The sequence below is a fragment of the Burkholderia sp. M6-3 genome (assembly GCF_050858985.1).
GTDB classification, from domain to species: Bacteria; Pseudomonadota; Gammaproteobacteria; order Burkholderiales; family Burkholderiaceae; genus Paraburkholderia; species Paraburkholderia caledonica.
In genome coordinates, this window is sequence record NZ_CP110091.1 from 505,040 (window position 1) to 527,212 (window position 22,173).

General features: G+C 60.9%; 21 protein-coding genes. 17 read left to right on the forward strand and 4 right to left on the reverse strand.

Annotated elements, in window-relative coordinates:
• Positions 1-50: 50 nt before the first annotated feature.
• The 6 genes from OH764_RS19585 (at position 51) to OH764_RS19610 (ending at position 5,915) form a co-directional block, all read left to right on the forward strand.
• Positions 51-473 carry a MarR family winged helix-turn-helix transcriptional regulator gene (locus tag OH764_RS19585; RefSeq protein WP_027777502.1) on the forward strand — a complete coding sequence of 141 codons (423 nt, stop codon included), beginning with the start codon at positions 51-53 and terminating at the stop codon, positions 471-473.
• 84 nt (positions 474-557) lie between these two features.
• A complete protein-coding gene (locus OH764_RS19590; RefSeq protein ID WP_498850411.1) occupies positions 558-977 on the forward strand; it encodes a MarR family winged helix-turn-helix transcriptional regulator in 420 nt (139 codons plus the stop codon).
• Between the two features lie 110 nt (positions 978-1,087).
• A complete protein-coding gene (locus tag OH764_RS19595) occupies positions 1,088-2,206 on the forward strand; it encodes an HlyD family secretion protein (protein ID WP_498850412.1) in 1,119 nt (372 codons plus the stop codon).
• A 6-nt stretch (positions 2,207-2,212) separates the two neighbouring features.
• Entirely contained in the window at positions 2,213-3,784 is a 1,572-nt protein-coding gene (locus tag OH764_RS19600) for an efflux MFS transporter permease (protein ID WP_498850413.1), read from the forward strand.
• A 10-nt stretch (positions 3,785-3,794) separates the two neighbouring features.
• Positions 3,795-5,228, forward strand: coding sequence for an outer membrane factor lipoprotein domain-containing protein (locus OH764_RS19605; protein WP_498850414.1), 1,434 nt, complete (start codon positions 3,795-3,797; stop codon positions 5,226-5,228).
• 141 nt (positions 5,229-5,369) lie between these two features.
• Positions 5,370-5,915 carry a DUF488 domain-containing protein gene (locus OH764_RS19610; RefSeq protein WP_498851244.1) on the forward strand — a complete coding sequence of 182 codons (546 nt, stop codon included), beginning with the start codon at positions 5,370-5,372 and terminating at the stop codon, positions 5,913-5,915.
• Between the two features lie 16 nt (positions 5,916-5,931).
• On the opposite strand, the gene OH764_RS19615 is transcribed toward OH764_RS19610, so the two are convergent.
• The 4 genes from OH764_RS19615 to OH764_RS19630 all read right to left on the reverse strand — a co-directional run bounded on the left by OH764_RS19615 (position 5,932) and on the right by OH764_RS19630 (position 11,047).
• Positions 5,932-7,731, reverse strand: a complete 1,800-nt coding sequence (locus OH764_RS19615; protein WP_498850415.1) for a chloride channel protein — start codon at positions 7,729-7,731, stop codon at positions 5,932-5,934.
• A gap of 2 nt (positions 7,732-7,733) precedes the next feature.
• The gene (locus tag OH764_RS19620) at positions 7,734-8,150 is read right to left on the reverse strand and encodes a MarR family winged helix-turn-helix transcriptional regulator (RefSeq protein WP_027777509.1); all 417 of its coding nucleotides are present in this window, start codon (positions 8,148-8,150) and stop codon (positions 7,734-7,736) included.
• Positions 8,151-8,280: 130 nt separating this feature from the next.
• The gene (locus OH764_RS19625) at positions 8,281-9,447 is read right to left on the reverse strand and encodes an HPP family protein (protein ID WP_498850416.1); all 1,167 of its coding nucleotides are present in this window, start codon (positions 9,445-9,447) and stop codon (positions 8,281-8,283) included.
• Between the two features lie 253 nt (positions 9,448-9,700).
• Positions 9,701-11,047 carry a class I SAM-dependent methyltransferase gene (locus OH764_RS19630; protein ID WP_498850417.1) on the reverse strand — a complete coding sequence of 449 codons (1,347 nt, stop codon included), beginning with the start codon at positions 11,045-11,047 and terminating at the stop codon, positions 9,701-9,703.
• Positions 11,048-11,336: 289 nt separating this feature from the next.
• Between OH764_RS19630 and OH764_RS19635 the strand changes: the two genes are divergently transcribed.
• From OH764_RS19635 to OH764_RS19685, 11 genes are all read left to right on the forward strand, one after another.
• Positions 11,337-12,236 carry a transporter substrate-binding domain-containing protein gene (locus OH764_RS19635; protein WP_498850418.1) on the forward strand — a complete coding sequence of 300 codons (900 nt, stop codon included), beginning with the start codon at positions 11,337-11,339 and terminating at the stop codon, positions 12,234-12,236.
• A gap of 170 nt (positions 12,237-12,406) precedes the next feature.
• Positions 12,407-12,727: a hypothetical protein gene (locus OH764_RS19640; RefSeq protein WP_498850419.1), complete on the forward strand. Its 321-nt coding sequence runs from the start codon at positions 12,407-12,409 to the stop codon at positions 12,725-12,727.
• Between the two features lie 186 nt (positions 12,728-12,913).
• On the forward strand, positions 12,914-15,073 hold the full coding sequence (locus OH764_RS19645; RefSeq protein WP_498850420.1) for a hybrid sensor histidine kinase/response regulator: 2,160 nt from the start codon (positions 12,914-12,916) through the stop codon (positions 15,071-15,073).
• Positions 15,070-16,701 (forward strand): hybrid sensor histidine kinase/response regulator, encoded by a 1,632-nt coding sequence (locus OH764_RS19650; protein ID WP_498850421.1) that lies wholly within the window; start codon positions 15,070-15,072, stop codon positions 16,699-16,701. The genes OH764_RS19645 and OH764_RS19650 overlap by 4 nt, the downstream gene beginning before the upstream one ends.
• Positions 16,698-17,330 carry a response regulator gene (locus OH764_RS19655; protein WP_020068147.1) on the forward strand — a complete coding sequence of 211 codons (633 nt, stop codon included), beginning with the start codon at positions 16,698-16,700 and terminating at the stop codon, positions 17,328-17,330. Before OH764_RS19650 ends, OH764_RS19655 begins: the two co-directional genes overlap by 4 nt.
• Positions 17,331-17,732: 402 nt before the next feature.
• Complete coding sequence (locus OH764_RS19660; protein WP_087753931.1) at positions 17,733-17,942, forward strand: hypothetical protein; 210 nt, start codon at positions 17,733-17,735, stop codon at positions 17,940-17,942.
• 76 nt (positions 17,943-18,018) lie between these two features.
• Positions 18,019-19,296: a NupC/NupG family nucleoside CNT transporter gene (locus OH764_RS19665; protein ID WP_392394617.1), complete on the forward strand. Its 1,278-nt coding sequence runs from the start codon at positions 18,019-18,021 to the stop codon at positions 19,294-19,296.
• A 16-nt stretch (positions 19,297-19,312) separates the two neighbouring features.
• The gene (locus tag OH764_RS19670; protein ID WP_110404271.1) at positions 19,313-19,702 is read left to right on the forward strand and encodes a cytidine deaminase; all 390 of its coding nucleotides are present in this window, start codon (positions 19,313-19,315) and stop codon (positions 19,700-19,702) included.
• A 7-nt stretch (positions 19,703-19,709) separates the two neighbouring features.
• A complete protein-coding gene (locus tag OH764_RS19675) occupies positions 19,710-20,675 on the forward strand; it encodes a nucleoside hydrolase (RefSeq protein ID WP_498850422.1) in 966 nt (321 codons plus the stop codon).
• Between the two features lie 138 nt (positions 20,676-20,813).
• Positions 20,814-21,749 carry a ketopantoate reductase family protein gene (panE, locus tag OH764_RS19680; RefSeq protein ID WP_498850423.1) on the forward strand — a complete coding sequence of 312 codons (936 nt, stop codon included), beginning with the start codon at positions 20,814-20,816 and terminating at the stop codon, positions 21,747-21,749.
• A 69-nt stretch (positions 21,750-21,818) separates the two neighbouring features.
• Positions 21,819-22,118, forward strand: a complete 300-nt coding sequence (locus tag OH764_RS19685; protein WP_088173314.1) for a hypothetical protein — start codon at positions 21,819-21,821, stop codon at positions 22,116-22,118.
• Positions 22,119-22,173: the final 55 nt, after the last annotated feature.

Consider the following 22,173-nt stretch of genomic DNA (forward strand, 5'->3'; position numbering starts at 1 on the left):
CGGTGTAAAAGTACTTGACGAAGTGCATATGCACACCTAGACTGCGAAGCATGAACCGTCCTCTCTCCTACGATGAATGCAATTGCTTTGCGCTGCGGCAGGCGGCGCGGCACATTACGCAGCTGTACGAACGCCATCTCAGCACGGTGGGGGTCACGGCGGCGCAATTCACCATTCTCGCGAAACTCGCCCGCACGCCGAACTTGCCGATCCTCGATCTGGCAGACGCAATGGTGATGGAGCGCACCACACTCGTGCGCGCCATGAAACCGTTGCAACGAGACGGTCTGGTGGTTGCTGAATCGGCTGAACACGACGGCAGGACGTATCTGTTCAGCCTGACGGAGAAGGGCGAGAAGACTTTCGATCAGGCGGCTATCGCATGGCGGGCCGCGCAAAGCGAGTTCGAAGAGAAGTTCGGACGCGATCGCGCCAAAGCATTACGCGCCGAGTTGTTCACAATTACCGGCTAACGCCGAAGCATGGCTCGCGAATAGTGTCGTTCGCGAGCTTTTTATATCTGCGTGTGTGCGTATGCACTCATTGGAGTCCCAGCGATGGAAGAGCCATTCGACGACGATTGTTTCGCGATCCGCCAAGCGGCGCGTTATGTCTCGCAGATCTACGACCGCCATCTGGCAAGCGTGGGCTTGACGATCACACAATTCTCCTTGCTTGGCCGCCTCAAACGCACGGGCCCAATGACGATGAAGCAGCTGGCTGAAGCCATGCGCATGCAGCGCACCACGCTGGTTCGCACGATTCAGCCGCTGCGCCGCAGCGGGCTGCTGTCGAGCGAGGCGCACGGCCCGGACGCACGAGCGCTGTCGGTCACGCTCACACCAGAAGGTGAGGTGCGGCTCGAGGCGGGGCGTAAGCACTGGCACGCCGCGCAGGCTGAATTCGAGCACAGCTTTGGCGGGCAACGTGCGCAAGCGTTGCGCGGCGAGTTGTTCGCAATCACCGGCCACTTGTGAATTGAGCACAGGGCAATGACCGACCGGTAGCAATCAAAGCAATGAACGGGCGCCATCAATCGGCGCTATTTTTTCAACTTTGCCAGTGCATACGCACACATACAACCATCATGTCCACCACACCTTCGACTGTTGCGCCAGCGGGCGCCGCGCAGGCCGGCAAACCGGCCAGGCGCGTTCCGTGGATGCTGCTCGCGATCATCACGGTGCTTGCCGTGCTGGCGCTCGCCGCGTCGTACTGGTTCTTCCTGGGACGCTTCGTCGAAACGACGGACGATGCCTACGTGGGCGGCGACGTCACGGTCATGGCGCCGAAGGTGAATGGCTTCGTGGCTGACGTCCTGGTGAAGGACAACCAGTTCGTGCATGCGGGGCAAGTACTCGTCAAGCTGGACTCGCGGGACTACGACGCACGCCTCGCGCAAGCCACGGCAGAGGTCCGCAGCGCCCAGGCCGCCGTGACCGAATTGCAGGCGAAGAAATCCTTGCAGCTTGCAACGATCGACGAACAGGCGGCAGAAGTTCGCGCCAACGGTGCAGAACTGACACGCAGCGCAGCGGATCAGGCTCGCTATCGCGAACTCGTGAAAGACGACGCGGTATCGAACCAGGTCGTGGAGCGTGCCAATGCCGATCTCACCAAGGCGCATGCCGCCGTGGATCGCAGCGGCGCGTCGTTGATCGCGGCGCAGCGGCAAATAGCCGTGCTCGACGCGCAGATCGGCGACGCACTGGCCCGCATTGCCACCGCGGAGGCGGCGCAGCGCGTGGCGGCGCTGAACGTCGAGTACACCACCATTCGTTCCCCGATCGACGGCTACGTGGGCAACCGCACCGCGCGCGTCGGACTGCTCGCAAACACCGGCGTTTCGCTGCTGACGGTGGTGCCAGCGAGCGGATTGTGGATCGACGCGAACTTCAAGGAAGACCAGCTGAAGAAGATGAGCGTCGGCGACACGGTCGATGTCGATCTGGATGCTTCCAGCACACGCATCCGCGGCGTGGTGGAGAGCCTCGCTCCCGCAACCGGCGCAACGTTCAGCGTGCTGCCCGCCGAGAATGCGACCGGCAACTTCACGAAGATCGTGCAGCGGGTGCCGGTGCGAGTGCACCTGATCGTGCCGCAGAACATGCAAGGCGTGCTGCGTCCCGGTCTCTCGGCGACGGTAAAGGTTCACCTCGACCACGTCGACCACGCCGGCGCTCAAAGCGCACCGGTTCGCGGATAAACCATCATGACCGACGTTTTCGCCAATCCCGCCGACCAGCCGACACGCACGAAGGTCTTTGCATTCGCGCTGATGTGCCTCGGCTTTTTCATGGCGACGCTCGATATCCAGATCGTTGCGTCGTCGCTCAAGGATATCGGCGGCGGCTTGTCCGCTAGTCAGGACGAACTCTCGTGGGTGCAGACCTCGTATCTGATCGCTGAGATTCTCGTGATTCCGATGTCCGGCTGGCTTACGCGCGTGTTTTCCACGCGCTGGCTGTTCGCATTCTCGGCACTTGGCTTCACCGTCACGAGCATGTTGTGCGGACTCGCATGGGACATCAATTCGATGATCCTGTTTCGCGGCCTGCAAGGTGCGCTAGGCGCAGCGATGATTCCGACCGTGTTCACGACGGCATTCGTGTTGTTTCCGGGCAAGCAACGCCTGATCGCGTCGACCACGATCGGCGCGCTTGCGTCGCTCGCGCCGACTGTGGGGCCTGTAATCGGCGGATGGATCACGTCGCAATGGTCGTGGCACTGGCTGTTCTATCTGAACCTGGCGCCGGGTCTTGTCGTCGCGTTGACAGTGCCGAAGTACGTGCATGTCGATAAAGCTGATTTGTCGCTGTTGAAAAAAGGCGACTACCTGGGCATTGCGCTCATGTCCGGCTTTCTCGGCTGCCTCGAATATGTGCTCGAAGAAGGACCGCGCAAGAACTGGTTCGGCGACGACGTGATTGTTCTGTGCACCTGGATATCGGCTATTTGCGGATTTCTTTTCCTGGTGCATGCGTTTACCGCAAAGGAGCCGATTGTCGATTTGCGCGCGTTGGCGGTTCGCAATTTCGGCATCGGCAGTTTGCTGTCGTTCATCACGGGCATTGGGATCTTCTGCACTGTTTTTCTTACGCCGGTATTCCTGTCACGCGTGCGCGGGTTCGACTCGCTGCAGATCGGCTTTGCGTTGTTGTCGGTAGGCTGCTTCCAGTTGCTAGCGCTCGTCGCGTACTCGACGCTCGCGCGCTTTGTCGACATGCGACTCTTGATGGTATTTGGCCTCGCGTTGTTCGGCCTTGGTTGTTATCTGTATGTGCCCCTCACTCATGAATGGGGCTGGCAGGAGTTGCTGATTCCGCAGGCGCTGCGGGGGATCGGTCAACAGTTCTGCATTCCCCCAATCGTCACGATGGCGCTCGGCTCACTACCGCCGTCTAGACTTCGGTCCGCAAGCGGCCTCTTCAATCTGATGCGTAATCTGGGCGGCGCAATCGGCATTGCAGTGAGCAGCACGATGCTGAACGACCGGCTCAATTTGCACTACGAGCGGCTCGATGAACACTTGACGGCGGGTCGTCCGGTAGTCGAATCGATCTTGCAACAGCAAGCCGCGCATTTCGCGGCACTCGGTGGAAACGCGCTGAATGCAGCCAATGCAGGACTCGGCGCATTGCATGCGGTTCTGATGCGGGAAGCCCTGGTGCTTACCTTCTCCGACACCTTTCTCGCCGTGTCGCTGTGTTTTGTCGTGGGCTTATTGAGCGTGCTTTTCTCGCGCCCATTCGGAAATGCCGCGCCCCCGCCCGATGCTCATTGAGGACCTGATGATGAAAACGATCGCTCTCAGAGTACTGACAAGCGCTCTAACGCTGGCGCTTGCCGCGTGCGCCGTGCAGCCGGCGACGCACGCGGATCTGCCGCAGACGGTGAGCCCGCTCGCGCCGCAAGCATGGAGCGTGGACGCGCCTCAAGACAGCGTGAGCGCCAACGTGTGGTGGGATCAGTTTGGCGACCCTGTCATGCATCGGCTGGTCGAGTCGGTATTGACCGGCAATCTTGATGTGCAGGCGGCAGTGGAGCGCGTCAGGCAGGCGCAGGACCTGGTCACGCAGAATCGCGCTGCCTTGCTCCCTGAGTTGAATGCTGGTGCCACCGCGTCGTACTCGCGTCAAAACACACCGCCGCCGCTCGGATACGTGCGCCAGGCGGGTGCTGGACTCGCGGCCAGTTGGGCGCCCGATGTATTCGGCGGCGAGCGTCTAGCCGTTCTGACGGCGCAAGCACAAGTGTCGGGCCGGCAGTCGGCGTTGAACGAGGTACGGCTTGCGCTCGCCGCCAATGCGGCAGCGGCCTATATCGATCTCCGTTGGGCTCAGGCGCAGCTGCAGATTCTCAACGAGAACGAGCAGATACGCGCTCGCGCGCTGAAGCTCACGCAACAGCGTCTGCATTACGGCCTGTCGTCGCAACTCGACGTTGCGCGCGCGCAGAACCAGTTGCAGGACTTGCAGGCGCAGATTCCACGCATGCAGACGGCCGTGCAGCATCAACTCAGTCTGATCGCGGTTTACTCGGGACGCACACCGGAGAGCGTGGATAGCCTGTTGCTCGCCGATGCGCGCGACATTCCCGTGCCTGCACAGCGTGTGCCGCAAGTGCTGCCTTCAGAAGCACTGCTGCAGCGGCCCGATGTGCGTACCGCGTATGCCACCGTCGAGCGGCGCGCTGCGGAAGTGGGCGTCTCGAAAGCCGAGCGCTACCCCAAGTTCCGGTTGAACCTCGCCGATGGTTTGCTGGCCTCATCGTACCTCGGACTGCCCACGCTGACCGATAACCTGTTTAGCGCCGCATTGAGCGCGACGAGCCCGATTTTCAACGCCGGCCGAATCACCGCGAATATCGATGCGAGCGAAAGCCGCATGCGTGAGTCGCAACTAGGCCTGCAGCAGACGATGTTGCAAGCGCTAAAAGAGATCGAAGACACGCGGAGCGAGCTGGTGAACGGCGCCGTACAAGTCGAGCGCCTTGGAGGCGCGCTGGATGCGTCCAATCAAGCGTTGCGTTTGTCGAGCGACCTGTACAAAGGCGGTGCATCCAGTTTCCTCGATGTCCTCGCCGCGCAGGAGGCGTACTTGCGCGACGCCGAATCGCTGAACCAGGCAAGGCGCGAGCATGCGCTTGCCGCCGTTGCCTTATATCGTTCGCTGGGCGGTGGCTGGGATGTTCCTGAAACGGTGACGGCAGTGTCGTTGAATAATTGACTTGCTGTGTGACCGGTGCGCTGCGGGTTGAGATTGTGCGGGCATGCAGAATGCGTGGGCGAAAGTGCAGGCGGGAAGGCGGCTGGCTTTCGCCTTGGTAACGATACAATCCGATGACACGACGAAGCCGACGAGGTCATGATGGCACGGCCGTTCTTCACAATTGGGCACTCCACGCGCACGCTGTCCGAACTGATTGATTTGCTCAATACTTCGGATATCGAAACATTAGTCGACGTGCGTAGCATTCCACGTTCTCGTACTAACCCGCAGTTCAACCGCGATACGCTGCCGGAGTCGCTGGCGCCGGCACATATCAAGTACGTGCATCTGGCGGAACTCGGAGGGCGTCGTGGCCGCCGCAAGGATGAGGGTCCGTCTCCGAACGGGTACTGGACGCACCCCGCGTTTCGAAACTACGCCGATTACGCCATGACGGACCCTTTTCAAAAGGGTCTGGCTGAACTTCGAGAACTCGGACATCGCCGGCGCTGCGCGATGATGTGCTCAGAAGCAGTGTGGTGGCGTTGTCACCGGCGCATCATTACGGACTATCTGCTGATGCACGGTGAAACGGTAATGCACATCATGGATGCGCATCACGTTAACCCGGCGACTATCACGCCGGGTGCCAGCGTGCAGCCCGATGGTTTGCTCGTCTATCCGGCGCAGTCCGCTTCGCATTGAAGCGAACCGATTTCAATTAGCCCGCTTTGCCGATGGGCGCAAATCGCCGTTTGCCACGCGCCGGCGTCAGACGGCGAAACCGCTCTTTCTTGTGCTCTTCTTCAAAGTGACTGAGCGACGGCTTGACGAGATCGCTGCGCGAGACGATGCCGAGAAGACGCATCGACTTTGCATCGGCTACAACGGGCAATCGTTCGAGGTCGTGTACTGCCAGCCTCGTCGCTACGAGGCGACAGGTCTCGGAGGGCAACGCGAACGCCAGTGAACGCTGAGCGAAGACGTCCGCGACGCTCATGGCGGGCCGCAGGTTCGGGTCCTCGTCGCGAAACTGTTCGAGCAGCGCGCGGTCGGCCACACCGATTACCGCGGCGCCACGCGTCACCGGATACGCGCGACGCGTCTGCTTTGCACCGAAGAATCTGTCGAGCGCCGCGCCGACCGTCATGTCTGCTTCGATCGACTCGACGGAGGTTGTCATCACCTCGTCCACATGATGGCGCTCAAGAGGGTCCACGCCGTATTCGCGGTAGATGTGATAACCACGTCGCGCGATTTTTTCGGTCATGATCGAGCGGCGCATAGTGACCGTGGCAAAGCCGTGAGCGACCAGCGTAGCAGTGAGCAAGGGCAATAGCGCGTTGCTGTCGTGGGTGAGGCCGAACGCGAAGACAATCGCGGTCAACGGCGCACCGAGTGTCGCGCCGAGCGTTGCGGCCATACAGACGAGCGGCCACAGTGCAGGTTGATTGCCGGGCAGCCAGTGTGAGAGAACGGTGCCGAGTCCCGCGCCGAGCATCAGCAGCGGGGCGAGCACGCCACCGGATGTACCCGACCCGAGCGCGACGACCCACATGATGGCTTTCACCGCGAGCAGCACGATGGCAATCTGCAATGCAATGTGTTGATGCAGAAGGTCGCCAATCACGTCATAACCTACGCCAAGTGCTCGCGGCTCGAGCCACCCGCCGATACCCACTACGACGCCACCGAGTGCGGGCCACCACATCCAGTGGATTGGCAGCTTGCCGAACAGGTCTTCGGTTTTGTAAAGCGCGGCGGAAAGTCCCGACGCGAGCGCGCCGGACAAAAGCCCTGCAATCATGCAAGAGAATAGCGACCACCCATCTGGCGCGGCTGTTTCGAGCGGAAACAACGGATCTGTGCCGAAGAAGGCCGCGCGAGCGAAACCGGCCACAGCGCAGGCCACGGCCACGGGCAGAAAACTGCGTGGCCGCCATTCGAAGAGCAGTAATTCCACGGCCAGCAGCACCGCCGCCACGGGCGTGCCGAACACGGCGGTCATGCCTGCTGCGGCGCCTGCCACGAGCAGCGTCTTGCGCTCCGCGGACGTGACTTTGAAGCATTGCGCAATCAGCGACCCGAGCGCGCCGCCGGTCATGATAATGGGGCCCTCAGCGCCGAACGGGCCGCCGCTGCCGATCACGATGCCCGACGACAGCGGCTTGAGCACGGCCACCTTGGGTGACATCCGGCTTTTGCCGAACAGGATCGCCTCGATCGCCTCGGGAATGCCATGCCCGCGAATCTTTTCCGAGCCGAACCGCGCCATCAATCCGACGATCAGTCCGCCGATTATCGGCACGCCAATGACCCAAACGCCAAGGCTGTTATGGGCGGGCGAACGTTCGACGAACGACAATGTGCCGAAGAAAAACAGGTTCGTGAACAGATGAATCAGGTTGAGCAACACGAAGGCTGCGAGCGTGCTGACTGCGCCAATGCAAGCGGCGAGCGCGAAAATGCCCGGCAGTCGCGCGTTGGCGGAGAAGTCCCGCTTGTGGGAGTCGGTGTTCATGATTAGTCGAGATCGATCTGAGGAACCTGGAAGGCGCCCTTGAGCGATCTGAGCTCGGCGCGATGAAGCTCGGCAAGTCGCGCAAGCACTCTTTCGCCCGCTTTTTCAATGTGTACTTCGACTTGGCGGCGGTCGGTCTCGCTAGTTTGACGGCGCACCAAATTGAGTGCTTCGCAGCGCGACACCAGCGCGACGACGCCATGATGCTGAGCCTGAAGCCGCTCCGCGAGTTCGCCGACGGTCGCCCAGTCGCGCTCCGGGTATCCCTTGATATGCAGCAGCAACAGATACTGCAGCGGCGTAATGCCTTCGCTCTGCGCGGCCTGTTCCGAGAACCGTTCGAAGCGCCGCATCTGATAGCGAAACTCCGACAGTTGCTCGAAGTCGGCTTTACGCAATCCTGGAGACCGTTCTTTCATTGCTCACCGCCAGTGTAGATAAGCAAAAATTATATCACGAAATGATGTAATTTTGAGGGCGGAACTTTCCGTCAAACGTTGTCGTTGCGGTTTGGCGTGCAACCGCGCGCAGTGCCGTGCGGTGCTGCGATCACGCGGCCTGCTGCGCCTTGACCACTGTCTGCCGATAGAGCCCGGATATGAGATCCACTTGCGTAATCATGCCGACCACGTGGCCAGCGGTATCCAGCACAGGAATGTGGTGGTGACCGTAGGTGGCGAACATCGGCACGAGTTCGGTAATCGGCGCATTGGTCTTGACGGTGCGGACGTCGGTGGTCATTACGCTGCCGACGGTTGGCGCACGCAGTGCATCGCCGCGCAGCCAGCCATCTATATAGGCAATGAACGGCACGAACTGGCCGAAAATTCTTTTATCGACGAGATCTGCACGCGTAACGATGCCGATCAGGCTGTGGTCAGTGTCGATCACCGGAAGCGCTTTCACCTTGTTGCGTTTCAACAGTGCCCATGCAGCGACCGCGCGGGTGCCCGCCGACACCGATACCACATGACGCGACATGATGTTCTCGCAGGTCAGTTCGTTGAAACTGCGTGAGAAGGCTTGAAGTTGGGTCTCGCGCAGCAGCGATTCCAGGTCGTCCGGGTCGATGTCGAGCATTTCGCTGCGGCGCTTGAGTACGGCTTCCAGATCGGCGCGTGTGAAGCTGGCGCGGGAGTCGGCGTCCGCGGTATTGCCCGCCGTGCCGCGCGCCGCGCGTGCCGAATGCGGATACCGGTGGCCGGTGGCGGCGTGGTAGGCGATCGCGGCGGCGAGCAGCGCGGCCGACTGTATCGCGATCGGTTCGAGCACGAAGCGGTAGCCGAGCGCATGAATGGCCGGGCCCCCGAGCACGGCGGTCAACGCGACGGCGCCCGACGGCGGGTGCACACAGCGAAGCGCGAACATACCGCAGATGGCGAGCGCGACGGCCAGCGCGGCCGCCAGTGTGGGATCGGCGATCACGTTCGCGCACGTCACGCCGATCGTCGCGGAAACGAGATTTCCGCCGATGATCGACCATGGCTGCGCAAGCGGACTCGCCGGCACAGCGAAAAGCAGTACGGCGGAAGCGCCCATCGGCGCAACCAGCAGAGGAATGTTCGCGCCCGGTCCCAACAGCAGATACATGGAGCCGCCGGTGAATGCGATACCGAGCAGCGCACCCAGACATGCGCGCGCGCGCTCCTGCCATTTGACGGTGACCGGAACGGGAATAAAGCTGGAAAGCCAGCGCAGGACAATGGAGCGGGACAAGGTGCGAACGAGGAGTTAGTCGATTGTACTTGGCTGCGAAGATACCCGCGAAAGCTGCGCCAACGCGAATACCGTGTGGTCATAATTATATTTCAATATGATATAAAATGCCGGCCGTACCTAGGGGTGACGCGGGCGGCGAGGGGCATTCACGCGACAGGGCTCTTTGCGATTGGCGATCAGCTTGATCAGATTCCGCACTTCGCCAGAGAACTGAATGTGGATCTGATTTCCGGCGAAGGAAACCAGCGGTTCAACGAATTTCGCACCCACCGTTCGCGCGTTCGACTTCGTTGACCCGATCAATAGCAGGGTGCCGCGCATACATGTACGTCCGATTGAACGGATAGTCGCTGTGAGCCCATGGCATGCGGCCCGCGTGACCATCATCGGCTTTTACCGACTCTGCGGGGCGCGACGCGACGATCTGGAATAGCGACGTCCAGCCGCGCTCGAATCCCATTGCAGATCCCGCCAGATACAGCCGGTACGCGCGGATGATTTTCTCCGCGTCCTTGCCGAGCACTTCGCGTGCTTGATCGAGATGTGCTTCCAGTGCATCCGCCCAATGCCACAGCGTTTTTGCGTAATGCGGACGCAGGCATTCAGCGTCTACCGGATCGAGATTGCCGCGCGTCATCGCATTCATCATGACGCTGACGTGTACCAGTTGGCCGCCCGGAAAAATGTATCGGTCGATGAAGTCGCCCATACCGCCGCCGACCTCCGCGTTGTCGGCGCCGCCCGCGGTAATGCTGTGATTCATCATGAGACCGCCCGGTCTGAGCAGACGCCGCATCTTCGCAAAGTACGCCGGCAGGTTCGGCCGACCGACGTGTTCGCACATACCGACCGACGCGATCTTGTCGAACGTCGCGGATTCATCGACGTCCCGGTAGTCCTGCAGCAGGATTGTCACGCGGCCCTGAAGTCCCTTTTGTTCGATCAGTTGGTTGACGTACGCGTGCTGGTTCCGGGAAAGCGTAATGCCGGTCGCAGCAACCCCGTAGTGTTCGGCAGCCCACAGCAACAGCGCACCCCAACCCGCGCCGACGTCGAGAAAGCGCTCGCCCGAGCGCAACATGAGTTTCCTGCAGATGTGGTCGAGCTTGGCTTGCTGCGCGTCGGCGAGCGACATATCCGGCGAAGAAAAGTAGGCGCATGAGTACACGCGTAGCGGGTCGAGCCACAGCGCGTAAAAATCGTCGGAGACGTCGTAGTGATGCTGAATCTGAGCGGCGTCTTTGGCGCGGCTATGGTGCGTGTGCTCCCAGATCGCGCGGCGCGCGCGGCTCACGTGGTCCAGCAGCCATCCATGTGTTTCGTGCGTGGGATCACTGCGCAGCAAAGCCGGCGCCGCTGCCATGAGGTCGTGCATGCTGCCGTCTATTTCCAGCCGGCCTTCCACGTAGTCTTCCGCGAGTCGCCCGATCGCGCCCTGAGTCAGATGCAAGAGCGCCCTCGTGTCGCGTATTTCGAACGACAGACGCGGCTCGCGCGCGCCGATGCGCTGACCGTCGGGCAGGGCCACGGAGCATGGCACCGGCATGCCGGCGATCTGCTGTTCCGCTGGCGAACGCAAGAGACTCCAAAGCGTCATGGCGTTGACTCCTTGCAACAACCCTGATGATTTTCCCGAGCATCATTCGTGCCGCGACGCCAGTGAACCGGTCGTTACAGTGAGCTACCCGGAGCTTTTCCTGACTCGGCATACCGCCGTGGGTCGAGGGTTTTCCATGAGAGTCGAATGCCAGAGAATCGACGTTGCAGCGAGGATCACCGCGCAAGTTCAGTCTGCTTCTACTCATTGCCAAGCTTTCAGCACAGTGACAGGATACTTACATGACGGCGCCATCGGGGGCGCCATAGAACCACACGTCGATACGATCATGCAGCGCAGGAGCTTTGTACTCGCGGCGTTGAGCACGGCCGGCATGCTTGGCAGGCCGCATGCAGGGTCATCTGCCGACTTCGACATCGTTCATCCGCGAATCCGCACCGGCGGTGAGGTTCATGCGGCATTTGCTCTTGCAGTGCTGGACCTCGCGATGAGATCGGCAAAAGTCACCTATACGATCCGTCAGGCCGACGTGGCCATGGAGCGCGGCCGCGCGCTGGCTGAGCTGGCCGACGGCGACTCCGTTAATCTTCTTTGGACCAGCATGGATAGCCGGGCGGAAACCGGGCTGAACGTGGTGCACATTCCGGTGAACCGCGGCTTGATCGGCTATCGCGTGTTCGTGATAAGGAAAGACCGTCAGGCCGACTTTGACAAGGTCGACAACGTAGCAGATCTGCGCCGGTTGACGGCGGGCCAAGGGCTCGACTGGGTCGACACGGAAGTCCTGCTCGACGCCGGCCTGAAAGTGGAGACGTCCAGCACGGACACGTTATTCGCAATGACGCGCGCGGGACGAATAGACTATTACCCGCGAGGCGTAATCGAAGCGTTCCCCGAACTTGAAGCGCGCAAGCAGGCGGAGCCCGACCTGACGGTTGAAAAACGTTTGCTGCTCAAGTACCGGTCGGACTTTCTCTTTTACGTGGCTCGCCGTGATCCTAAGCTCGCTATAACATTAGAGCGCGGCTTCATGGCGGCTTACAAAGACGGCTCATATATGAGGCTCTTCGATTCTCACCCGTACATTCAGCGCGCGCTGGCGCAAGCCAATTTGCGCGAGAGGAAAGTGATAGAACTGGACAACCGCTATCTGTCCGCGGCTGACCGAAAGATTCCGGAAGAGTATTGGGCGCAGTGGCCGGTGGCCGTGCGCGCGCGTGCGCCTTAGCGGGGAGAGCAGGGAATTTAGCCTCGCTCGCGCGAACCGGCGAGCGGGGTCAGGATTTCCTTACGCTCGAATCAGGATACCCTTGACGGATCATCCGCGCTGCCTGACTGTTGCGCGACGACTACCGTTCTATGATGGATGAATCAAAATGGCCTAACCGGGTAACAGAGATGATTTCCTATCCGTCGCAGCGTGAGACCGAGGTGGAGCATATCAACTCGATCTGCTTCCGTCTCTTCGATATCTGGTGCGAACGACGCAGCATCACGCCGTTAGGTTATCTGATGCATTGCTGGCCGCTAGTCGATAGCGGACCCAAGGCGATCCGGCGAGTTGGAGAAACGCTGCGGGAACTACGAAAGTCGCATCCAATGGAACTGGATGACGAGGCGACGGCAATGCTTCGCGAGCTAACCGAATGCGTCGACGAACTGCTGCTTCGTGCGGTTCACGAGCCGCAAGGCGTAATTGAAATCCGGCTGTCATCCTGAGCGATGCGGGAAATTGGCGCGCACTGCGGCAAGCAATGGAGTAGGTAACGAAGCAGAGTACATTGCGACGCGCGCGCATCGCGTCATAACATGGTAACAACCGCTTTTCGGCGTGGGCGCTTGAAATAGCGGCGCGCTGCGCCAGCACCGAACGAGTAACGACATCACCATGCTTGCGGGGGCAATATGGCTGTCAACCCCATGGGGGAGTGGTGGTATCCGCTCAGGCGGTTACGGCACAGTATCGTGCTCCGGCTTCTTGCCATCGCGATCCTGTTTAGTTGTGTGCTGACCTTGTTGTTGACCGCGTTGCAGATTCACCGCGATTACAGCCAGGGCATTGCGCTCATAGAAAACCGCCTTTCGGACATCGACAAAAGTTACCGCGACAGTCTGGGCGAGGCGCTGTGGCGGCTCGACGAGGCGCAGTTACGGCTTGAACTCGGCGGCATTCTGCGTCTGGCAGATATCAGTGTGGCTGAAGTGCGCCAGTCGGGCGGGAGTTCGGCGCCCACGCTCGTAAGCGCGGGCCGACCGGTCAACGGGCCGGCGATAGCGCGTGAGTACCCGCTCATGCATCGCGTGCTCGGCAACGACCAGCGCATCGGCACGCTATACGTGCAGGCGACGTTGAGCGATCTGTACGACGATCTTAAACACACGGCGTTGCTGATTCTCGTCACTCAAGCCGCCAACATTTTCCTTGTTTCGCTTTTCATCGTCTTTATTCTGAATCGGCTCGTGACGCGCCATCTTGCGGTGCTTGCTCGTACCGTAGACGGCTACGACTTTCGCGAGCCAGCCGAACCTCTTAAGTTAAACCGGCGTGCGCCCCGCGAGCCCGACGAACTGGAGCGCGTGGTGACGGCGTTCAATTCGATGGGCGCCCGGTTGCATCGCGCATATCTCGACGAACGGGAGGCCGGTGCCGAACGCGAGGCGCGCCGCGCCGCCGAAGCAGCGAATCGAGCGAAGGGCGAGTTCCTTGCCAATATGAGTCACGAGTTGCGCACGCCGCTGAACGCGATTCTCGGCTATGCGCAGATCTTGCGGCGCGACCCGGGTTTGAGCGAGAGACAACGCGACGGCGTCGGCGTCATTCAACGCAGCGGCGAACACCTGCTCGGACTGATTGCAGATGCACTCGATTTCGCGCGGATCGAAGCGGGCCGGTTGCGCGTCGAGATTGGCGACGTGCCGCTTGCCGGCACACTCGATGCGATTCGCGAAATCATCGAAGTGAAAAACGCGCAGAAGCATGTCGAGTTCATCTGGCGGGTGGCGCCGGACGTGCCCGACGCCGTTCGCGCGGACGAACGGCGCTTGCGTCAGGTGCTGCTGAACCTGCTCGCAAACGCGTTCAACTTCACGGATCAAGGCAGCGTGAGCTTGCTGGTCGAAATGACTTCGAACAACAGCGTCTGTTTTGAAGTGCGTGATACAGGCATCGGCATGGACGCCGACAAACTTCAGACCATTTTCGAGCCGTTCGAACAGATTGCGCATCTGGAACGCGGCGTGGGTGGGACAGGGCTCGGCCTGACGATCAGTCAGCAGTTTTTGCGCGCAATGGGCAGTGAAATTCACGTGCAGAGCCAGCCTGGCCGCGGCAGTGTATTCTGGTTCGAACTGCCGGCGGCGTCGGGTGCGTTACCCGCCGCGCCGGTTGTTGCCGACGCGCAAATGGCGACGGGTTACAAGGGTGCGCGCCGCAAGGTGCTGGTGATCGACGACGTCGCGATGAACCGTGCGGTGCTGGTGGACTTTCTCGGCCGGCTCGGGTTCGCGATCGTTGAAGCGACCGGCGGCCGCCAGGGACTCGCGAAAACGTTGAGCGAGCGACCGGCGCTGATCGTGACGGACATCTTAATGACCGATATGGATGGACTCGAAGCGACACGCAGGTTGCGGCAGATTCGGGGTTTTTCGGAAGTGCCGGTGATCGCGACATCCGCGAGTCCGTCAGGCGCAGACGAGCAGCGCAGCCTCGAAGCCGGCGCAAATGCGTTCCTTCCAAAGCCGATCGACTTCGGGAAGCTGCTCGCGCATGTCGCGCGCCTGCTCGATCTCGAATGGACCTACGCGCCCGCGGGCGCTACGACCGGCGTGCAGGATGCCCCTGCTGGGCATCCTGTCGCGGTACCCGAAGACGAACTCGAAGAGTTGCATCTGCTCGCGCGCCGCGGCGATATGCAGGAGATAAGGCTGTGGGCCGAACGGGTCGCGACGCATGATCCACATTACCGCGCATTCGCCGCGCGGATTCTGAGCCTCGCGAAAGGCTATCAATCGAAAGCGCTACTCCAACTCGTCGAGGAGCAACTCGAACGCAGGGCGGTCGGATGAACGGCACCGCGCTTCCCGCTGACGACTCGCCCACGGTCCTGATCGCGGACGACAACCCGGCCAATCTGGCGATCGTTGTCGAGAGTCTGGTAGCGCGCGGCTTCAAGGTGCTCGTCGCGCTAGACGGCCCGGAGGCGATCCAACGCGCGCAATTCTCGCAGCCCGACCTGATTCTTCTCGACGTGAGGATGCCAGGCATAAACGGCTTCGAAACCTGCCGGCGTCTCAAGTCGGACGAGCGCACGCGCAATATCGCCGTGATCTTCATGACGTCGCTAACGGGTAGCGAGGACATGGTGGAAGGCTTTTCGGCTGGCGGCGTCGATTACCTGACGAAACCCGTCCACGTCGACGAAATGATGGCGCGCATCAGCACGCATCTTGCGCTCAGAGGCATGCATCAAAAACTCATTGCGCAGAACCGGCAATTGCAGGACGAAGTGCTCGTGCGTCAGCGAGCCGAGGCCGCGTTGTCGCGCGTGCGCGACGGCCTCGAAGCAAGTGTCGCGCAGCGCACGGACGAACTGGGGCGCGCAAATGCGACGCTACAGTCGCAGATCGAGGAACGCAGGCGTGCTGAGGCGCGGCTCGTCGCGAGCGAGTTCCGTTTTCGAACGATCGTCGAAACGAGTCCGGTGCCGCTTTGCATTACGTCGATGCCCGAAGGGCACGTTCTGTACACGAACAAGCCGTTGCGCGAACTCTTCGGCATCGATTATGTGACCACGCATATCGGCAACATCGCCGAGTTGTATGCGGATATCGCAGACCGCGACCGCCTTGTCGAAGACCTGCGTCATGAAGGAAGCTTTCGCAACACCGAAGTTCAGTTAAAGCGTGCGGACGGCTCGACGTTCTGGGCCATCGCGACTGCGCGTGTCGCGACCTACGACGATGCGCCCGCGATTTTCGTCGGCCTCAACGATATTACGGAACGCAAGCGGATCGAGCAGGAACTGGTGGAATCGCGCGAGCAGTTGCGCGAACTGTCCGCGTACATGGAAGCCATTCGCGAAGAGGAAAGAAAGCGTATCGCGATGGAAATTCACGACGAATTGGGCCAGTTGCTAACGGCGCTCAAGATGGACGTGTCGCTGCTTAAAATGCGACTTTCCGGCGATCTGGAAGTGGCGAAAAGAACCGACGACATGCGCGAGCTCGTTGAAAGAACCATCTGGATGGTGCGCAACGTCGCGAGCCATTTGAGGCCTGCAGCACTCAATTACGGAATCGTATCGGCGCTCGAATGGCTCGTCGACGATTTCGGGCGGCGCAGCGGACTTGCCTGCCAGTTTCGTCTGAACGGCGGAGAGCCCGTGCTGTCCGATGCACACGCAACCGCAATGTTTCGAATCGTGCAGGCTTCGCTGACAAACGTCGCGCGGCATGCATGCGCGACGCGAGCGGACGTCACGTTGACGAATACGTCGACGGCACTCGACCTGCATGTCAGCGACGACGGCTGCGGTTTCGATCAGGACGCCGTGCGTCGCGACTATTCATACGGATTGCTCGGCATGAGCGAGCGGGCGCGTCTGATAGGCGGCTCGCTGCTGATCGATAGTGCGCCGGGAACGGGCACCGCGGTCTCGATACATATACCGCTTCAGGACGGGGTTCAGACATGATCAGGCTTCTGATTGCCGACGACCATCCGCTAGTGCGCGGAGGTCTCAAGCAGATAATCGAAACGACGCCCGACATTATGGTGGCGGGCGAAGCGGCGCAAGGTTCTGAAGTAATCGAGAAACTGCGCACCTGTCAGGTGGATTTACTGCTGCTCGACATGACAATGCCGGGGATCAGCGGTGTCGATCTGATCCGGCGCGTGCGCGCGGAACGGCCGTCGCTGCCGGTGCTCGTGCTGAGCATCCATAACGAGGCACAGGTGGTCTCTCGCGCGCTACGTGCGGGCGCAACGGGTTATGTCACGAAAGACAGCAATCCCGACGTGCTGCTCGCCGCAATTCATAAGCTCGCCGAAGGCGGACGCTTCATCGACCCGAAACTGGTGGAGGGAATCGTCTTCGAAACTTACTCGGGCGACGCGCCGCCGCACGAAATTCTTTCCGACCGCGAGTTTCAGGTTCTTCAAATGCTTGCACTCGGCAAGAGCCTGAACGAAATTGCCGATGCTTTCGCGCTCAGCGCGAAAACGATCAGCACGCACAAGATGCGACTCATGCAGAAGCTCGGCCTGGCCAATAACGCTGACCTGATTCGCTATGCGATAAGGCACGGACTGGTCGCCGAATAGATAGTGGACACGCGTCAGGAAAACCTGAGTACTGAAGCAGGCATTCCTGATCTGACATTCCGCCGCCGCCGATGGAGGCGTTGCCACCGTCGTTCTACGATGCACTATGCGAATGAGCGGAGGAGTTATGGCGGCGTCAGAGCGATCGTTGCGCGAACTGGTCGAGAAGTGGCTGGACACGAGCGGCGCAGCATCGGCTCGAATCCAGTTGCAGCCATCCGCGGGCCAAGGAAACAGACGCTGCATATGTGTCGAGGCACAACGTGAGACGGGCACGTTGACGCTCTTTTTCTTCCGTCACGGCAACGGTTTGTGGCACGTATTCCCGCCTGACGAGCGGCCCGCCATGAGGGTAGCCACCAGCGCCGGCCAGGCGGCAATACGCACGAAGAAGGGAGGATCATGACCCACGACGAATGGGGTTGGGGATCGCCGAAAGTATTGGCGCTGCGTATGTGGATGAGCGTGTGGTACGACCATGCGGTCGTGTCCGGCTTCATTCGCACGTCCTTCACGCTGAACGACGCGGACGCCGAGCGGCTCGAAGGCTATTTCAATCTCGGCCTGACACCGGAGGAAGGGGCTCGCGTGTTCTTTTCCAAATCGCATTAAATCCTGCTTTAAACATTTCTCTCCAGAAGCAGTTTCGTTTAGCATCAGTGCCACTTTCATATGAAGAACTTGAGACATGGCACTCATCGCACGCAACGTACTCGGCATTGCCGTACTGCTCTTCATTGCTTTCATCTTTTCGACGAATCGGCGCGCCATTCGCTTACGGACTGTAAGTAGTGCCTTGCTCGCGCAAGTCTGCATCGGCGCATTTATTCTCTTCGTGCCGCTTGGCAAGACGATTCTCGCGGCAGCGGCCGCAGGCGTAAATAACGTGCTTGGTTACGGCAATGCCGGCATCGAGTTCCTGTTCGGCGGACTCGTGCAGTCCAGAATGTTCGAGGTTTTCGGCAACGGTGGCTTCGTCTTTGCCGTGCGGGTGTTGCCGGCCATTATCTTCGTCACCGCGCTTATTTCCGTGCTGTACTACCTGGGCGTGATGCGCTGGATCGTGATCGTGCTGGGCACGGTGTTTCAGAAGTTGCTCGGCGTGTCGAAGCTGGAGTCGTTTTCCGCTGTCACCACGATCTTTCTCGGCCAGAGCGAAATGCCCGCGGTCGTCAAACCGTTCACGCGCGACATGACGGGCGCCGAACTGTTCGCGGTGATGTCGAGCGGCATGGCCGCGGTTGCCGGTTCGGTGCTGGCGGGTTATGCGGGTCTTGGCGTAAGAATCGAATATCTGCTCGCGGCGTCCTTCATGGCTGTGCCAGGCGGGCTGTTGTTCGCGAAGATCATTCATCCGTCAACCGAGCCGAGCCGCGTTCATCTCGACAACCTGAATTTCGACGAAAAGCGTCCCGCGAATGTGATCGAGGCCGCTAGCTCGGGCGCGACCGTGGGCCTCAGGATCGCGGTCATGGTGGGCGCAATGCTGATTGCGTTCGTCGGTCTGATCGCGCTACTCAACGGCCTCGTTGGCGGCATAGGCGCCTGGTTCGGCCACCCGCAACTGTCGATGCAATCGGTCCTCGGTGTGGTGTTCGCGCCGCTCGCATGGCTGATCGGTGTGCCGTGGAACGAGGCGGCGATTGCCGGCAATTTCCTCGGGCAGAAGATCATTCTCAATGAGTTCGTTGCATACGCATCGTTGTCGCCGTACCTGAAAGATGCGGCGAGCGTGACTGCTGCGGGCTTGCATGCGCTCGATCCGCGTACCATTGCTATTCTGTCGTTCGCGTTATGCGGCTTCGCGAACTTTGCGTCGATTGCGGTGCTCACGGGCGGCTTTAGCGCCGTCGCGCCGGAACGTCGCGCCGAAGTCGCGCGATACGGGTTGCGTGTCGTGCTCGCGGCAACGCTCTCCAATCTGATGAGCGCGACCATCGCGGGCATGTTCATTACGCTCAATTGAATCGAGGATGTCTTGCATGAACATGGAACAGCTGTTGGAACGCGCGGGTGTGGCGCGAGAAAAGGCCTATGCGCCCTATTCGAAATTCAAGGTCGGCGCGGCGTTGCTGACAAGGGACGGCCGGGTGTTCGACGGCTGCAACGTCGAGAATGCGTCGTACGGTCTATGCAACTGCGCTGAACGTACCGCGTTTTTCAGCGCGATTGCGGCGGGCTATCAGCGCGACCAGTTTGCCGCGCTCGCCGTGATCGGCGATACGGAGGGGCCGATTGCACCTTGCGGCGCGTGCCGCCAGGTGATCATCGAACTGGGCGGTCCCGAGTTGCCGATTCGGCTCGGCAATCTCCACGGCGCCACGCGCGACACGACCGCGCGCGAACAACTGCCGGACGCGTTCTATCTATGAGCACGCTATGAGCACGCACAAGCTGATCTACGACACGGACCCCGGCGTGGACGATGCCATGGCGCTCGTGTTCCAGGCGCTGCATCCGGATATCGAACTGCTCGGATTAACAAGCGTATTCGGCAACGCAACGATCGAGACCACCACGCACAACGCGCGCTTTCTTGCGGGTAGGTTCGCGCCGGGCGTGCCGGTCGCGCGCGGCGCTGCGGCGCCGCTCAAGCGAGCCGCGCCGCAGCCGCTCGCGTGGATTCACGGTGACAACGGACTCGGGAACATCGCGCTGGGCGCCACCGAACATGCGCCGCTCGATGCACGGCCCGCGCACCGATTCATCGTCGACACGGTGCGTGCGCATCCTGGCGAAGTCACGCTGCTTGCAGTCGGCCCGTTGACCAACCTTGCGCTGGCCCTTGCGGAAGATCCGCAGATCGCGCCGCTCGTCAAGCAGGTCGTGATCATGGGCGGCGCATTCGGCACGGACGGCGTGCTCGGCAACGTCACGCCGGCAGCCGAGGCCAACATTCTCGGCGACCCCGATGCCGCAGACATGGTGTTCGGCGCGGCGTGGCCCGTCGCGATTGTCGGGCTCGACGTCACGCAGCGCACCGTCATGAGCCAGGACTATCTGGCGTCGATCCGCGACCGTGGCGGCGCGGCGGGCCAGTTCGTGTGGGACGTGTCGCGGCATTACGAGGCGTTTCATCGGCAGAGCGCGCAGCTCCAGGGCATCTACGTGCACGATTCGTCGGCCGTCGCTTATGTACTGGCGCCACATCTGTACATCACGCGCAGCGGTCCTGTGCGAGTGCTGACGGACGGCATCGCGGTCGGCCAGACTATTCAGAAGCCGTCCACTATGCCCGTGCCCGCGCCGGACTGGGACGAGCGGCCTGAGTGCCGGGTTTGCGTCGCTGTTGACGCGGCCGGCATGCTCGCGCTGTACGAGAGTACCGTGTGCGCAAAAGGTTGAACGGTCGGTGCCGTTGACCGGACGAAGAACGCAGAGTCACTTCACGCCCGTCACGCCCGGCATGGGCGCTTGTCCGATGCGTTGCGTCGATCTTTGCTACATTGCTTCGAGCGACGACATTCACTCGAGAGGTCAGAGATGCGAATTCTAGTGGTGGGAGCGGGGGCGGTAGGCGGCTATTTCGGCGGACGACTCGCGGCGGCGGGGCAGGACGTCACGTTCCTCGTGCGCGCGGGCCGCGCGGACAAGCTTCAGCGCGACGGACTGGTGATCAGGAGCCCGCGCGGCGATCTCACTCAGCACGACGTCAAAACGATTCTGGCCGGCGTGAACGCCGAGCCGTTCGATCTCGTGCTGCTAAGCTGCAAGGCATACAGTCTCGACGACGCGATCGATTCATTTGCTCCGCTCGTCGGCGAATCAACGCTGATTTTGCCGATGCTCAACGGCATGCGTCATATCGACGTGCTCACGGAGAAATTCGGCGAATCGCGAGTGCTTGGCGGCCAATGCGTGATTGCTGCAACGCTCAACGCGGATCAGCAGATCGTGCACCTGAACGAGATGCATGCGGTTACTTTCGGGGAACTGGCGGGCGGCGTATCCGAACGCGTACAAGCCATTGCCGATGCAATGGCCGGCGCGAACTTCGACGTCACCGTCAGCGAGAACATCCTGTTGCGCATGTGGGAGAAGTGGGTGTTCCTCGCCACGCTGGCGGCGAGCACTTGTCTGATGCGCGGTTCGATCGGCGACATACTGTCCGCGCCCGACGGCAAGCGCGTAATCGAAAGCCTGCTCGGAGAGTGTCGCGCGGTTGCGGAACAGAACAGCTTTGCGATGGCGCCAGACTTCGATGCGCGCGCAACGCAAACGCTCTTTACACCGTCTCCGCTCACTGCGTCCATGTTGCGCGACGTGGAAAATCACTCGCATACTGAGGCAGATCACATCCTCGGCGATCTGATCTCGCGCGGCGGCGAAGCGCAAAACGGCGAACACGCTTTGACGTTGTTGCGCATCGCGTATAGCCATCTGAAGACGTATGAAGCGAGGCAAACGCGCACGTCGTAAGCCTCGGGTAGCAAGTCGCGAGTCGTGTGACTGGAGGTTGCCGTAACCGCTCAATGACCGGAGGTGAACATGCCGGCTCCAATCGGATCAGTGCCCGCGCTCAGCGCGGCGTCGGCCACGATTTTCTCCATCGGTATCGCGTTCCTCGGCTACTGGGGAATGTATGAGCCGACCGGGTGGCGTGTTGCCGACATTATTGTGTTCGTACTCGCGCTGATCGGCTTTGGATGCCTCGGGCTTGTACCGTGGATGGCCACGAGCCCCGTGGAGCCGGAGACAAGCGACGTCAGGATACGCATTGCGCGTCATCTGTTTCTTGCGGGCGTCATGGCAATCTGGCTGGCGGTGGCGATTTCGGTGATCTTCTGAGCTGCCATCAACATGACATAAAAACGCGCGCCTCGTATTAGTATGGCGCGCGTTT